The following is a 15157-nucleotide window of genomic DNA, read 5'->3' on the forward strand; positions in this document are numbered from 1 at the left end:
CTTTTGTTGCCGGGTGTAGTTCATTTCCGGCATATGGGCGCGGTGAAAAAACGCAGTCTGCCGATTTCCGGATGCGCGGAGCCGGGGCAGGCCGGGCTGTCCCGGGCGGAACAAAAAGAATTTTGCGGCAAGCTTGCTAAGTTCCGTATTTTGTACTAAATTTGTCGTACGGGTATTCCCGGATAGTATGAAAACATCGGCATTCATATTTCTTTTTTTACTGGTCTCCTCCCTGTCGTCCGCGATGGATTCGGGGGTGAGGTCCGGCTCGCGGGCTTATCCCGGAACTTTCCAGACGACGGCCGGCTTTTCCGCCGGTTCCAGGTATGCCGATTTCCTGGCTGCGGAGAGTGTCCGGACAGCTATTCCCGCTCCCATGCGTGCCCTGCGCAAGCAGTTGGAGGGCCAGCAGCGGGTCTACGGCGGAGGCCGTGACGTTTGCTCCGGGCGGCATTTCTCGCTGGTACAGGACTGCTGTGCGAAATACCTCGTTTCCCTGTTGTCGGGCGGTCTTATCGCCGTTCCGTTCCATCACGCCGACTACCTCAAATTCGGTATCCTGGTCATTTAGCCGTCAAATCCTTTTGTTCTTATCGTACGATGCCTCGTGTATCGTACTTCGGATTTCCGTGTGCGAACCGGTTCCGGCGACTGCATCTGCCTGATGCGGCGCAGCGAACTGCCTCCGGCATGCTTTGCCGCATGTCGACGTATTTTCCCGCACACCCAATGGCAAAACTTTGACGAATACAAAAAAATGGATCTGATCTATATAATTAAGGAGACATCGCTGATGATGGGCTTCACGTTCCTTGTAGGAATAGCCTTTGCGTATGTGCTCAAGGCAATGACGTTTTTATTTTCCGGCCTCAGTGAAAAGGGCCTGTCCGAGGTGCTGAAAAAAAGCCGGATATGGGGCCGCGCCTACCGGATGGATATTGCCCGTACTTATCGTTACATCCGTACGGTTACCCGCCTCGACGGGGGATCGGCGGCCGGGGATGCCAAATCCGAAGCGGATCATGCGATGGACGGCCTGGCCGAATATCACCTCGGAAACCTCGAAGAAGCAGCGAAACAGGATAAGGAAATGACTTGTTTATACGAACTCCACCATGGAAAAATTTGATCTGAGTAATATTTTCCAGGGTATTTCGACAATGCTGCAATCCGACCCTGCGATCATGTATTCACGCATCGGGTTGATATTGCTGGGTATCCTGCTGGTTTACCTGGGCCGCAAAGGCGTCCTCGAACCGCTGGTCATGATTCCGATGGGACTGGGCATGGCCGCCGTGAATGCCGGTGTGTTGATTTTCCCCGGCGGAATCCACGGCAACCTGTTTCTGGACCCGATGGTTACGGATACCGACCAGTTGATGAATATCCTCCAGATCGACTTTCTCCAGCCGATCTATACCTTCACGTTCAGCAACGGCCTGATCGCCTGCCTGATCTTTATGGGCATCGGGACGATGCTCGACATCAACTTCGTGCTGGCGAAACCCCTGCAAAGCATGTTCCTCGCTTTGTGCGCCGAGTTGGGAACGTTCGCCGTGCTGCCGATCGCCTATTCGATGGGACTCAGCCCCAGCGACAGCGCTTCGATCGCGATGGTGGGCGGGGCCGACGGCCCGATGGTGCTTTTCACCTCGTTGAACCTTTCGAAGGAGATTTTCGTGCCGATCACGGTCGTTGCCTACCTCTACCTTGGCCTGACCTACGGCGGCTATCCCTACCTGGTGCGGGCGATGGTTCCCAAGCGCCTGCGGGCCATCAAGATGAAGCCGGCGAAGAAGCCGTCCAGGCAATACAGTCCTGCGACCAAGATTTCGTTCGCCGTGGTGATGTGCGTCATCCTGTGCCTGCTCTTCCCGGTGGCTGCCCCGCTGTTCTTCTCGCTCTTCATCGGCGTGGTTATCAAGGAATCCGGGTTGAAGCACGTGAATGATTTCATCAGCGGGCCGATGCTCTACGGCTCGACGTTCTTTTTGGGAATCCTGCTGGGCGTGCTGTGCGATGCGCATACGCTGCTCGATCCCACGGTGCTCAAACTGCTCGTACTGGGAATCCTTGCCCTGCTGATCTCGGGCATCGGGGGCATCCTGGGCGGATATATCATGTATTTCTTCAAGCGGGGCAACTTCAATCCCGTGATCGGGATCGCCGCTGTAAGCTGCGTGCCCACGACAGCCAAGGTGGCCCAGAAGATTGTTTCGCACGACAATCCGTCGTCGATGATCCTGCCCGACGCACTGGGCGCCAATATCATGGGCGTCATCACGTCGGCCATTATCGCCGCAATCTACGTGACGGTTATTCCGATGTTGTAAACGATGCTGAAAACAAAACGGCCCGCATATTTGCGGGCCGTTTTGTTTTCGTTATTTTCCGATGCCGGAGTAGCGGAATCCGGCTGCTGCGACCTCCTGTTTGTCGAAGATATTGCGGCCGTCGACAATCACGTCGCCGCGCATCATCGTGCGCAACTGCGGCCAGTCGGGCATACGCAGTTCCTTCCATTCGGTCAGCAGGGCGATTGCGTCGGCGCCTTCCGCGGCTTCGTACATCGTCTGGGCATAGTAGACGGGCCAGCCTTCCATCCGGCGGCGGCACTCGGGCATCGCTACGGGGTCGTAGGCGCGCACCTCGGCTCCGGCGTCGAGCAGGCGGCTGATCACCACCGTTGCCGGGGCTTCGCGCATGTCGTCGGTCTCGGGTTTGAAGGCCAGTCCCCAGATCGTGACGATCTTGCCCCGCAGGTCGCCCAGTGCTGCCTGCAATTTCTCGAAAACAACCTCTTTCTGCGCTTCGTTGACGCGTTCGACAGCCTCGATGACCTGCATCGTGTAGCCGTGTTCGCGGGCCGTATGGGCCAGTGCCTTCACGTCCTTCGGGAAGCACGAACCGCCGTAGCCGCAGCCGGGGTAGAGGAACTTGTTGCCGATGCGGGCGTCGGAGCCGATGCCTTTGCGGACCATCTCCACGTCAGCGCCCACGCGGTCGCAGAGGTTGGCGATTTCGTTCATGAACGAAATGCGCGTCGCGAGCATGGCATTGGCGGCGTATTTGGTCATTTCGGCCGAAGGGATATCCATGAACAGCACGCGGAAATTGCTGATCAGGAACGGGCGGTAGAGTTTGGCCATCAGCTTGCGGGCCCGTTCGCTGTCGACGCCCACTACCACGCGGTCGGGTGACATGAAATCCTTGATCGCCGCGCCTTCCTTCAGGAATTCGGGGTTCGAAGCTACGTCGAACGGGATTTTACAGCCGCGCTTTTCGAGTTCCTCCTCGATCACGGCGCGCACTTTCTGCGCTGTGCCTACGGGTACGGTACTCTTGGTGACGAGCACGGTGTATTTTTTGATGTTGCGGCCGAATGTACGGGCCACGTCCAGGACATATTTCAGGTCGGCCGAACCGTCCTCGTCGGGCGGGGTTCCGACGGCCGAGAAGACCACTTCGACATGGGGCAGGCATTTCGTGAGGTCGGTGGTGAAGTGCAGGCGTCCCGCCTCCACATTGCGCCGGACGAGTTCTTCGAGTCCCGGTTCGTAAATCGGGATGATGCCCGCATTCAGGCCGTCGATCTTTTTGGTGTCGATGTCCACGCATGTGATGTCGAGACCCATTTCAGCGAAACAGGCGCCCGACACGAGTCCGACGTAACCTGTCCCCACGATTGCTATTTTCATCATAAACTAAGCGTTTATTTTTTTGAAATGTAAATATAACGCTTTTTTCGGAATATCATTGCAGGGGCGCAAAAAAGGCGGCCCGAAGACCGCCCCTGTCTGTTATTTGTCGCATCTGCATTTGGCGATGCCCTCTGCCAGCGTCCGGCAGTGGCTGTGCATGTCGGGGGAGAAGCCCTGCTTCATCTCCACGGGCTCGCACAGGGGTTCCCACTTCATCTTCTGGGCGAACTCCGAAAGCAGGCGGACCGAAGCTCCGGCCCAGCAGAACGAGCCGAACCAACCGAATTTGCGGTGGGGGATGCCCCGGGCTGCAATGCGGTCGAGCAGTTCGGCCACGGGCGGGAACAGGTTGCCGTTGTAGGTCGGGCCGCCGACGATCAGCGTGTCGAAGCGGAACACGTCGCGCAGGACGATGGAAGGATCGGCGTAGGTGAGGTTATAGACCCGGATCGTGCCGACGCCTTTGGCGGCCAGTTCGCGTGCGATGCGCTCGGCCATCTGTTCCGTGTTGCCGTACATCGAGGCGTAAGCCACGACGACGCCCGGTTCTCCTTCGTAGCGGCTCAGGCGGTCGTAAATGTCCATGACCTTCGCGATCTGCTGCTGCCATACGGGACCGTGCGTCGAGCAGATGGTTTCGACGGGCAGCGTGCGGACCTTCTGGAGCGCTTTCTGCACGGGGCCGCCGTATTTGCCTACGATGCAGGCGTAGTACCGGCGCATCTCGTCCCAGTAGCGGTCGACCTCGACCTGCGAATCGGTAATGCCGCCGTCGAGCGCGCCGAACGTGCCGAAGGCGTCGCCGGTGAAGAGGGTCTTATCGTCGGCGCACCACGTAACCATCGTCTCGGGCCAGTGCACCATCGGGATCATGTGGAACGACAGCGTTTTGCCGCCCAGGTCGAGCGTGTCGCCCTCCTTGACCTCGATCGTGCCCGCGTCGATGCCGTAGAACCCGCCGATCATCTGGAGGGTCTTGACGTTGCCCACGATCTGCAACCCGGGGTAGATGCGGCGCAGGGCCGTGATCGACGACGAGTGGTCGGGTTCCATGTGGTTGACGACCAGGTAGTCGACCTTGCGGTCGCCGATGGCCTCGCGGATGTTGGCTTCGAGACGGCTGCCGAAAGCCTCCTCGACGGTATCGATCAGTGCGATCTTCTCGCCGACGACCAAGTAGGCGTTGTACGATACGCCCATCGGAAGCGACCAGAGGGCTTCGAAGCGCGTGGTGGTGCGGTCGTTGACCCCGACGTAGTGGATGCCGGGTAGTATTTCTGTAATTGCCATAAACGTTTTTTATTTTGTTCCGGCACAAATTTACGAAAAAATCCGTTCCGTACTGTTACCGTTTTTTTATTACTTCGGCAAGTCGCATGCCGGGGTGTGAAAAAGGGGTGTCGTATCTATCGCCTTGAAAGCAAAACGCCGCAATCCCTTATCGGATTGCGGCGCATGCCAAGAAAAAGACAGTTACAGGAACCGAGGTTCCGATGCCCGGCTCTGGGGGCTTGCTTCCATTGCTCCGGAAATAATCTCCGATGGAATTTTCGCCTTTACGAAGACGGAGACATCGTCGCTTGTCGTGCTGGTCAGCGTCATTTGTGTTCCGTCCGCGTTGAACGAAACCCGGTACGAGGGGCTTCCCCATGGGGTGTTGTCGCTGTATTTGCCGCTGAGCGTGGGTTTGTCGTAGGTATAGTGCCCGTCCAGGTGGACGTACTCGGGCTTATACAACCGCTGGTAGATATGGAACGAACCCGCCTCGTCGAAAGAGAGGTAAATGTCTGCCGCCTTGAGCGTGCTCCACGAAATCATGTGCCACTCGCCGATAACGGAACCATTGCCGTTTTCGGGTCCGGGTCCGGGTTCGGGGGTATCCTTGGATGAATCGCCGCACCCGGTCAGGGCGAATACCGCGGCGAGTCCGATCAATATCAATCTGATGTTTTTCATAGTCTGTCCTTGTTTTATAACCAACCTCCGTTCTGGGAATGAATCTCGCGTACGATTAAGGCGAACTCCTTCGTGATCTGCATACCGTTCATTCCGCTGTCGTTGCCGTTGCCTGCCATCAAGCTGATCCGGACGATCGCCGAACCGGGCTTGGTGCATTTGAGGATGATCTGGTTGGCGAACAGCGTCGGTTTCGAAGTCATGCCGAGCCGCTCCATATCCCCGGTGGAGATGTCGATCCCCCTGATCGTCATGTTCAGGTTACCGTCACCGAGATAGGGCTGCATGTTCAGCGTATACTGGCTGCCGGCAGGAATCGGTATGCAGGTGATACCACGTACGTTCATCAGCACCTGGTATGCGTCGATGTAGCCCGTACCCATTCCCTTCTTGTGTTTCGATAGGTCGAGTGTGGCCATGGAACCCTGATCGGTAATATATTGTTTGGTTCCGGTGCAGTATTGGTTGATGTCGTTTACCGATGTCAGCAGCAGTGTCCTGAACTCGCTTTGCGAAAAGGTCTTGCCGAGTTGCAGCGCATAGGAGAGCCCCAGCGCCGCAACGCCCGAAACATGGGGACAGGCCATCGATGTTCCCTGCATGTACCCATACCGGCCGCCGGGAATGGTCGAGAGGACCTGCGCTGCCTCCGTTCTGTTTTCCAGATACGACTGGTAGGCGTCGCCTCCGGGAGCCGCAACGTTACAGCCGGGTCCGTAGTTGGTATAGTAGGCCGGGGTGTAGTCGCACGACATGGAGGTTACGGAGATGTAGTCGCGGTAAGCCCCGGGATAACCCGATATGCCGGCCAGGTCGTTGCCTGCGGCGAATATGGCGATTCCGCCGTTTACGGCCGCGCAGTTCTGCGTGGAAGTGAAATAGTCGATGGCCTGTTTCTCGGCGCTGGCGCCGCTTGCGTATGCCGAGTCGGAGGTTACGTCGCCCGCTTCGTAGCCGAAACTGCACTGGATAATCGCCGCTCCGTTGTCGGCTGCGTATTTGATGGCCTTTGCCGTGATGGCGGCCGAACCGCCTTCCTCGCCGCGGAAAATCTGGCACGACATGATCTTCACGCCGTCGTTCTTGCCCGAACCGCCTGCGACGCCGCAGACGCCGGTTGCGTTGTTGTTCACGGCCGCAACCGTTCCGGCTACGTGTGTGCCGTGGTCGTCTGCTTTGGTGAGTTTTTCGTTGTCGACGAAATTGTATCCGTGGATGTCGTCGGCATAGCCGTTCGAATCGTCGTCGCGGCCTTCCGTGCCGTTCTGTTCGCGCGTATTGATCCACATGTTGGCTTCGAGGTCGGGATGGTCCCACTGCACGGCGCCGTCCACTACGGCGACGACGACGCGCGGGTCGCCCGTGCAATATTGCCACGCTTCGTCGCAGTTGACATCGGCGCCGGCTTTGATCTTCGAATAGATCGACTTGTCCCCGGTGTTGATGTAGTGCCACTGTTTGCCCAGTTGCGGGTCGTTGAACCCGACGGCCGCGCGGGTCTGCGGTGTGGCTGCGGTTTCGATAAGCGGCGTAACCTTGCCGTCGCGGACATGCATGAGCTGCTTGTTGAACTGCACTTTGCTCACTTCGGCGATCCGGGCCATGCTGCGGGCCGCCTGGTCGAGGTCGACATTGTCATCGAAATCGACGATATACCAGCGGTGCAGGCCTGCGGCGCGCGTCCGTTCTTCGTTCCGTTCGTCTACGGGGAACAGGCGTTGCAATGCTTTTACGCCGATATTGCCGAGCACGGCATCGAAGTCGACGATGCCCGAACGGGTGGCGACGCCGCCCGCCCGTGTAACCTGCATGACCGATTTTTCGACACTCGGAACAGCCTCTTCGCCGAAATAGACCAGCAGTTCGCCCTTGATTGCGTTTTTCGGAGAGAATATGAGCTTGGAGGCGATTTCCGCTTCCGGCCCCGCTCCCGTTGCCTGCTCGGTCGCATCCTTGGCGCACGAACCCAGTGCGAGCGCCAGAGACAGCAGCAGCAGGCTCCATAAAGTTTTTGTCCTTTTCATAATTCAGGTAATCGTGTTATTATGTAGTGTCCGGTGTTGCGTTCCATTGACCACAGACCCGACACGGTCGCTCGGACTGTGTCGGGTCGTGTGGAACAAGGTACGGAAATTATTTCAAAATCGGACGATTCTCACGGATTTTGAAATCGGCGCGCCGGCCGATTTGCTTCGGCAGGGGTTCGCACTGCGCCGTTTTCACGGAAAGCGTGCGTACGCCGTTGTTCGTGTCGTAGCTTTTCTTGACAAATCCGGTATTGGTCAGCAGAGCGCGGCTGTCGAGCGACTTTTTGACAGATGCCGGAACCCGGACGCTGCTGAACGGAATCTTCGTGCGGACACTCTGGGTCTTAATCGCTGATGCAGACGACGTTCCGCTGTTTTTCGTGATGACCGTGCCGTCGGCATAGTATGCCGCCATGGCTCCGACGATCTTACCGGCCGTGAAGTCCGCAACGGGAACCTCGATGTCGGTCACCAGTTTCGAGACCTGTTTCGATGCCGGATCCACCGTCAGTACGACCGGATCGCTGCCTTTGCTCTCTTCGCCTGCAAACGAATAGATACCGTAACCGAGGGACTGGTCTGCCGTGAGCGCCTCCGTAAATGCGCCGAGCAGGTTGCCGTCCTTCTCACGGCCGAGCTGTACACCGCTCAGCGTCAGCGTCGACTTACCCGAATCGTAGGTTGCATACCACTGCGTATCGTCTTCCATTGCGAAATCCTTCACGAAGAATTCGGTCCCGCTGCCGACCGTAGGCACAACCTCGAATACGTTCTCAAAGGTGTTTTCCGCATCGGCCACGTAGGACATGTCGTATTTGCCGATGGCCAGTTCGCCGGTATAGGGCGGTACGCCTACTCTGAACGGCTCGGATTGGATCAGCTTCGTTTTTCCGTAGTTGTTCGTAGCTTCGACGACCAGCGTGTAGGACGTGCCGGAAGCCAGGTCGGTGGAGAGGTTCCAATACTTTCCGGTCTCTGCAAGTTCTGTCATCTCGGAAGCGCCGAACTCCTTGCCGTATTGTCTTACCGCTTCCTGCAAAGTCAGGCCGCCGCTCTGGATCTCGATGTTTTCGATCACGTAGGTCGTGTTGATATAGATCTTGACCGACTTCATGTCCGTGCCGGAAACCTCATAGACGAACGACGAATAGTCGGGGCACTGGGATACATAGTCGGCAGCATCGGGATATGCGCTGACTTTAATGAGCGTTGCGGCGATGTCGTTGTCGGGAACAGCCCCGGCCATGCCCGGGAAGTAGAACGTTGAGGCGGAAACCTCGCCGGCAAGCAGTTTGCCGCTCTTGTCTTTCGGCAGGGCGACTACGGTGTAGGCGGCCGGAGCGGTGAGTTCCGCTTCGATGGAAACCTTCTCTGCGCCGACTTCGAAATTCTTGACTTCGTAGATGTTTTCGGCCGTGCCTGCAACGATTTCCGCTGCAATTTCGTCGGCCTTGTCGGTTGCGTCGTCCGATACGAACACATAGCTGATACCCGTAACGTCGGCTCCGTAGGTGAAATCGACCACGGCGGTTGCGGTTTCATTGTCCGAACCTACCTTCATGCCGCCGTAAACAGCGGCCAGCGAGTAGTCGACAGCTTCGTAGCCGGGCAGGATGATGCGGAACAACCCGTTCTTGTTGGCTTTGCTGTTGCCGGCTTTGCAAAGGAGTCCGAGAGCCTCTTTCGGGAACGTGATCACGCCGTTTACCAGCGTGCCTTCGCCGCCTGAAAGCGTTGCTATCTCATAATCTCCGTAACTCGAATCAATATCGGTTACTCCGGTGAACTGGCGGGGGAAGAATACCTTGTTCGGGTCGCTGCAGTCGATCGTGATATTGGCCGGAGTATATGTAACGGCCTGTGCTTCTACTGTCTCCTGATCGGCTCCGAAGAATTCGGTCAGGAAAGGCCAGCCGTACATCTCTTCGATCATATAGATACCCGCTTTCGATTTGTGTTTGTGGACGGTAACCTCGATTTCGGGGTTTCCGCCTTTAAACATGGCACAGAGCCAGTCGTCGCGGAACTTTCCGGTCCCCAGTTCTTCCCAGGGCCAGGGTGCGACCGTGATGCTGAGCATGCGGTTGCCGTAGGGCGTCGAGTTGTCCTCGTCGTTGATCAGAAACGACAGGGGGTACTCCTTGCCGTCTTCGAGTTTGGTGCGGTCGAACGTGATCAGCAGTTCGGACGTTTCCTTGCCGGCGGCGAACGTTACCGACGAAGGAATGGTGAACAACTCCGATTCGTCGCTTGCGAGGATCGCTACGGTCAGGGCCTCGTCCTTGACGATGCGTTTTACGGGAATGGCGATCGAGGTGACATCGTCGCTGATACTGTGCTGCGTGGTTACGTTCTCGGGAAAGTAAACCTGTGCACCGTCGACATCGGGACCTGCTGTGAAGTCATCGTCGTTGCAGGCCGTGAAAAGTCCTGCGGCGATGGCGACGGTCGCCAAAAAGAATATTTTTAAGCTTTTCATAAATGGCTGCGTTTTTTATTTGACAGACTTGACCGTTTGGTTCGGATTGGGGTTGTTCTTGCCGCTGAGCCCCGTATTCTGCTGTACGGCGGTCAGCGGAATCACGCAGTTCCACCAGGGAGCGCGGCCATCCGTGGTGAACTGGGCGCTCGACGGTGCGTTCGTGCCGTTGTCGCCGTTGTGCATGCTCTTGTTCAGACGCTTCAGGTCGTAGAAGATGATGCCTTCGCCCCAAAACTCGATCTGCTTCTGGAAAATGATTTCGTCGACCAGGTCGTTTGCCGCGGGGACCGTATAGGACGGGTTGCGGTTGACCATGAACGATTGCAGCAGCGTTTTGCCGGTAGCCGCGTCGTAGTGCGCCGTAGCTTCGGCTTCGGTGAGGTACATCTCTTCGACGCGCATCATCGGGATGCTCGTAACGTTACCCGTCGTATAGTTGGTCTTTTCGCCGTTTGCCGTGTGGAACTTGAACGACGTATAGGGAGCGATCGTTTCGAACTCCTCCTCGGTAAGGCTCGTGTAAGGCTTCATCGCCTCGTAGGAGCGATCCGGGCCGACGAAGACCTTTTTGCGGAAGTCGCCCGTCGAAATGCGGTTGTAGTTGAATACCGAGATACCCGGCTGTGCACCGTAGCCGTATCCCCAGATCGCTTCGGGGCACATGTGCGCCGACCACGAGAGCAGGTTGTTGAGTACGGTGTCGGAAGTCTGGATCATCGCCCACATCCACGCCGAATTGACCGTGTTGAACCCGGTCTTCGGGTCGAGCCACTGGCTTTCGTTCATGATCGAACAACCCGAAGCGTCGATGGCCTTGCGGGCATATTCGGCCGCGAGCCGGTAGGCTGCGTCGCCGGTCGGAACGTCGGCATACGATTCGGTGAATCCGCCCAGCCAGAGGTAGGCGCGCGCCTTGAGACCGTAGACTACGGCCAGCGAGGGCAGGTTCTTCGTCGGCGGAGTGTAGTTGGCCAGCAATCTCTCGGCGTCGTTGAGGTCCTCGAAGATGAATTTGAACATCTCTTCACGCGATGCGCGCGGGTTGTTCTCCAGCTCTTCCAGCGTCATGCCCTCCCGGACGATGGGGACGGTCAGCCCCTTGACGGCTTCCAGTTCGGTCTCGTAAGCGGGACGCTCAGGGGCTTTGGCCGGAAGCGGGTCGTACTGACGGGCCATATCGAGGTAGCCCAGGGCGCGGAACGTTTTGCCTATGCCCAGCATCTCCCCGTATGCATCGTTGGTCTTCGCGATCTCGATAGCCTCGTTGGCCGTGAAGATAAATTTGTAATAGTTGGTATAGAAGAACTCGGTGGGCCAATTGTTTGCGGCCAGTCCGGTTACATAGAGCCAGGGCTGCCAGCGGTCGTAATACTGGTTGCCGCCCGGCAGGTTGCCGCTGACGGGGAATACTTCGCCGACGAGACGGTCGGTAGCGCCGAAGATGCCCGGATAACCGAAGTCGAAATGGTCGCCGAGGTCCAGGTAGCTGGTGATGAGGACAGTAGGCATTGCCGTAACCAGGCCCTCCATGGCAAACGGCGATTCGGCCGTCTGGTCGCTGGTGGCATATCCGCTCTCGGGGAAGGTCTCCTTGATACAGCCCGGGAGAAGTACCGATGAACCGAGAAGTACCGCCGTGAATTTCAGTATTTTATTCATTTTCATAATAATCATCGTTTGGAGAAATTAGAACGTAACGGTTACACCGCCCGAGAAGGTGCGGATCGGGGCGTAGTAGTAGGGATTCGTGATTCCGGTGATGGCCTGGCGCGGGTCGAGACCCTGGCGCTTGGACCAGTACCACACGTTGTCGCAGGCTACATAAATCCGCAGGCTCTCGACAAGGAACTTACGCGTGATGCGTTTGGGCAGCGTATAGCCGAGCGTGATGTTCTGGATGTTCAGATACGATGCGTCGGTGAGGAAACGGCTCGAGATGGCTGCCTGATCCTGATCGTTGTAGGCGAAACGCGGAATATTCGAACTGGAATTCTCGGGAGTCCATGAATTGAGCAGGTCGTGGTGGTAGTTGCTTCCGGTCGAGGTTCCCAGCGGCGAGTCCATGTAGAACCTGTAACCTTCGTCGAGCACCTGTCCGCCGATCTGGTAAGTGAATCCGACCGAGAAATCGACGCCGTAGAAACGCAGCGATGTGTTGAAACCGCCGTAGAGGTCGGGAAGTGCGTCGCCCTGCATTTCGCGTCCCTCCTGCGATGCTACCGAATAGTCGGTGGTCGTTATACGCTTCTTCTCGCCGGTCGCCTCGTCGGTTTGATAGGTGTACCACATTGATTTACCGGTTTCTTGGTCTACGCCGGCATAGGTCGGCAGGTAGAACGAGAAGACCGATTCGCCTTCGGTGAGGAATTTGGTGCTCTGCTGGCGGCCTACGTGTTTTCCGTCGGCCGTCGTGTTATTCTTATACTGTACGGGCAGTTTGACCAGCTTATTCTTGTAATGGGTCATGTTGAGCGAGAAGTCCCATACGAGGTTTTTGGTCCGGATCAGGTCGGCGTTCAGCTCGATTTCGATACCGCGGTTGACCATGTCGCCGATGTTGGTGAAGATGGACGTATAGCCGGCTTCCAGCGGGGTAGCGAGTTCGAACAGCATGTCGGAGGTCTTGCGGTTGAAGAAGTCGATGCCGCCCGACAGACGGTTGTCCCAGAGTCCGAACTCGACGCCGATGTTGAGGTTGGCATTGGTCTCCCAGGTGATGTCGGGATTGCCTTTGCGGAACAGGGTGCTCGTTACGCCGCTGCCGCTGCTCAGGATCTCGCGGTAGTCGACGTAGCGGTAAAAGGTCTCCGCTTTCGAGCCGAGGTTGTCGTTACCCTGCGAGCCGTACGAAGCCTTGACTTTCAGCATGTCGACCCACGAAACGTCGAACCAGTTTTCGTGGCTGATGATCCAGGCTGCGCCTGCCGACCAGAAGTTACCCCAGCGGTGGTCGGGGTGGAAGCGCGACGAGGCGTCGCGGCGATACGATCCCGAAACGTAGATACGGTTGTCGTAATCGTACTGTCCGCGGAAGAAATAACCTTCGTTGTTGTATTCCAATACCGACGAACCCGATTTCGAAGAGTCTACGACCGCACCGCTGAGTTCGTTGTTGTCCGGCGAATACATCATGGTCTTCGAAGCGTACAGGCTGTACGATTTACGGTTGTACATCTCGTGTCCGACAAGCAGATCCAGGTTGTGGCGCTCGGCGAATGTGTGGTTGTAGGTCAGGAGCTGCTGCAGGTTGTAAGTGATATCGCGGCCGTGTCCTTTGAAAACGGCTCCGCCCGATTCGGCGAACTGTCCGTAATAGGGGTTCGACACCTGCGTTTCACGGGTCTCATCGAGCGATACGCTGCCGTTGAGGGTCAGTTTTAGGCCCTTGTAGAGCGAGAAATCAGCAAATCCGTTGGCCGTGAAGGCATTGCCTTCGTTGATGTATTTGTTCAACTGGATATCCTGCAGGTCGTTGCTCTTGCCGCCGTTCGTACGCAGCGCGCCGCCGTTGCGGCCGTCGCCCGTGTCGTACATCTTGAAGCCGTACTCGTCGATCATGATCCGGCCGTTGGCGTCGCGCATGTAGACAGGGTAGATCGGAGCCATGCGGATGGCCGTCGCGAATGCGTTTCCGCCGTCGGCATTACCTTCGCCCTGGCCCTCTCCATCGACGTTGGTCTTGTTGCCGTTGTTCCAGACGAAATGGGTGTAGGACATGTTGCCGCCCACTTTCAGCCACTTCTTCGCCTGGTAATCCGCACGCAGGCGGGCAGTGTAGCGCTCGTTGCTCGAACCGTCGACGATACCCGTGTTGTCCAGGTAGCCGAGCGATGCGTAGAAATTGGCGCGGTCCGATGCCCCGGATACGTTTACGTTGTACTCCTGGCGGAACGACGCCGATTTGTAGATTTCGTCGAGCCAGTTGTCGGGTTGCAGGTAGAACTGGTTACCTTTGGAGTCGGTTACGAGGCGGCCCTGGGTTGCCCGCGGATTGAGACGACCGTTCTCACCGATGAGATTCTGCCCTTCGGGTACGGTGAAGACGTTGTAGCCCAAACCTCCGGCATCGTTCGATGTCAGCAGCTTGTTGGCTGCCATGTTTGCCGAGAGTGCATCGTATTTCTGTTCGAGCGTGTAATAATTGTACAACGATTTGTAGTGCATCTCGTAGTACTCGCCGGCATCCTCTACGATGTCGTAAGTTTGCAGCGCGCGGGTGTTGATACCCCATTTTCCGTCGAACGTTACGACTGCTTCGCCGACTTTTGCCCGCTTAGTCGTTACCATGATTACGCCGTTGGCGCCGCGGGCGCCGTAGAGTGCATTCGATGCGGCGTCTTTGAGGACGCTGATCGATTCGATATCAGCGGCATTGATGTTGTTTACGTCGCCTTCGTAGGGAACTCCGTCGACAACCCAGAGCGGGTCGTTCTTGGCGTTCATCGAGCCGTAGCCGCGCACGTAAATCTTCTGTCCGGAACCCGGACGGCCCGATACGGACGTAAACTGTACGCCGGCGATTTTACCGACCAGCGCATCCTGTACGTTCGAGGACTGCGTTTTGATCAGATCGTCGGATTTGATCACTTTCGCCGATCCGGTGAAGGCCTCTTTTTTGGCCGTACCGAATGCGACGACGATCACATCGTCGATTGCCTGCGTGTCTTCTTTCAACGTGATGTTGATACGCGTCTTATTGGCAATGGCGATCTTTTGGGTCTCATAGCCGATGAAAGACACGACCAACGATCCGTTTCCGGGAGCCGAAATGGTGAAACTACCGTCCGCATTCGAGGTAGTGCCGACTTGGGTGCCATCGACCATGACAGTTGCACCAGCCACGGGCTTTCCGTCCGCGCTGGAAACTGTACCGGAAACTTGCTTATTTTGGGCCAGTGAGAGTAAGATTCCCCCCCCCAATAAAGCAATTAACGATAGTAGAATTTTTCTTACCATAAGCGTTAATCTAAATTTGTTTTTTAAAATAAAAA

At 57.0% G+C, this 15157-nt stretch carries 10 protein-coding genes; 3 read left to right on the forward strand and 7 right to left on the reverse strand.

Features of this window, described 5'->3' with window-relative positions; all coding sequences use genetic code 11:
- The first annotated feature begins 187 nt into the window (after positions 1-187).
- The 3 genes from KG007_RS10725 to KG007_RS10735 all read left to right on the forward strand — a co-directional run bounded on the left by KG007_RS10725 (position 188) and on the right by KG007_RS10735 (position 2333).
- A complete protein-coding gene (locus KG007_RS10725; protein WP_213348753.1) occupies positions 188-571 on the forward strand; it encodes a hypothetical protein in 384 nt (127 codons plus the stop codon).
- A gap of 186 nt (positions 572-757) precedes the next feature.
- Positions 758-1129 (forward strand): hypothetical protein, encoded by a 372-nt coding sequence (locus KG007_RS10730; RefSeq protein ID WP_213348755.1) that lies wholly within the window; start codon positions 758-760, stop codon positions 1127-1129.
- Positions 1116-2333, forward strand: coding sequence for a sodium ion-translocating decarboxylase subunit beta (locus tag KG007_RS10735; protein WP_195461308.1), 1218 nt, complete (start codon positions 1116-1118; stop codon positions 2331-2333). The genes KG007_RS10730 and KG007_RS10735 overlap by 14 nt, the downstream gene beginning before the upstream one ends.
- A 51-nt stretch (positions 2334-2384) precedes the next feature.
- Here KG007_RS10735 and KG007_RS10740 read toward each other — a convergent pair whose 3' ends face one another.
- From KG007_RS10740 to KG007_RS10770, 7 genes are all read right to left on the reverse strand, one after another.
- On the reverse strand, positions 2385-3698 hold the full coding sequence (locus KG007_RS10740) for a UDP-glucose dehydrogenase family protein (protein ID WP_213348793.1): 1314 nt from the start codon (positions 3696-3698) through the stop codon (positions 2385-2387).
- A gap of 102 nt (positions 3699-3800) precedes the next feature.
- Positions 3801-4991, reverse strand: coding sequence for an FprA family A-type flavoprotein (locus KG007_RS10745; protein ID WP_213348757.1), 1191 nt, complete (start codon positions 4989-4991; stop codon positions 3801-3803).
- Between the two features lie 183 nt (positions 4992-5174).
- Positions 5175-5657, reverse strand: a complete 483-nt coding sequence (locus KG007_RS10750) for an LptM family lipoprotein (RefSeq protein ID WP_195461310.1) — start codon at positions 5655-5657, stop codon at positions 5175-5177.
- Positions 5658-5671: 14 nt separating this feature from the next.
- Positions 5672-7681 carry a S8 family peptidase gene (locus tag KG007_RS10755; RefSeq protein ID WP_213348759.1) on the reverse strand — a complete coding sequence of 670 codons (2010 nt, stop codon included), beginning with the start codon at positions 7679-7681 and terminating at the stop codon, positions 5672-5674.
- Positions 7682-7790: 109 nt separating this feature from the next.
- Entirely contained in the window at positions 7791-10163 is a 2373-nt protein-coding gene (locus KG007_RS10760; protein ID WP_213348761.1) for a hypothetical protein, read from the reverse strand.
- Positions 10164-10178: 15 nt separating this feature from the next.
- Entirely contained in the window at positions 10179-11831 is a 1653-nt protein-coding gene (locus tag KG007_RS10765; RefSeq protein ID WP_249413312.1) for a RagB/SusD family nutrient uptake outer membrane protein, read from the reverse strand.
- A 21-nt stretch (positions 11832-11852) separates the two neighbouring features.
- On the reverse strand, positions 11853-15122 hold the full coding sequence (locus KG007_RS10770; protein WP_213348762.1) for a SusC/RagA family TonB-linked outer membrane protein: 3270 nt from the start codon (positions 15120-15122) through the stop codon (positions 11853-11855).
- Positions 15123-15157 lie beyond the last annotated feature (35 nt).

Origin of the sequence: Alistipes montrealensis (assembly GCF_018362775.1) — a bacterium.
Classification (GTDB): Bacteria; Bacteroidota; Bacteroidia; order Bacteroidales; family Rikenellaceae; genus Alistipes; species Alistipes montrealensis.

Bases quoted from the DNA above. Each gene is read 5' to 3' on its own strand.
- KG007_RS10730 (WP_213348755.1), top strand. From the start codon at position 758: ATGGATCTGATCTATATAATTAAGGAGACATCGCTGATGATGGGCTTC.
- KG007_RS10740 (WP_213348793.1), bottom strand. From the start codon at position 3,698: ATGAAAATAGCAATCGTGGGGACAGGTTACGTCGGACTCGTGTCGGGC.
- KG007_RS10770 (WP_213348762.1), bottom strand. From the start codon at position 15,122: ATGGTAAGAAAAATTCTACTATCGTTAATTGCTTTATTGGGGGGGGGA.
- KG007_RS10735 (WP_195461308.1), top strand. From the start codon at position 1,116: ATGGAAAAATTTGATCTGAGTAATATTTTCCAGGGTATTTCGACAATG.
- KG007_RS10725 (WP_213348753.1), top strand. From the start codon at position 188: ATGAAAACATCGGCATTCATATTTCTTTTTTTACTGGTCTCCTCCCTG.
- KG007_RS10765 (WP_249413312.1), bottom strand. From the start codon at position 11,831: ATGAAAATGAATAAAATACTGAAATTCACGGCGGTACTTCTCGGTTCA.
- KG007_RS10745 (WP_213348757.1), bottom strand. From the start codon at position 4,991: ATGGCAATTACAGAAATACTACCCGGCATCCACTACGTCGGGGTCAAC.
- KG007_RS10760 (WP_213348761.1), bottom strand. From the start codon at position 10,163: ATGAAAAGCTTAAAAATATTCTTTTTGGCGACCGTCGCCATCGCCGCA.
- KG007_RS10750 (WP_195461310.1), bottom strand. From the start codon at position 5,657: ATGAAAAACATCAGATTGATATTGATCGGACTCGCCGCGGTATTCGCC.
- KG007_RS10755 (WP_213348759.1), bottom strand. From the start codon at position 7,681: ATGAAAAGGACAAAAACTTTATGGAGCCTGCTGCTGCTGTCTCTGGCG.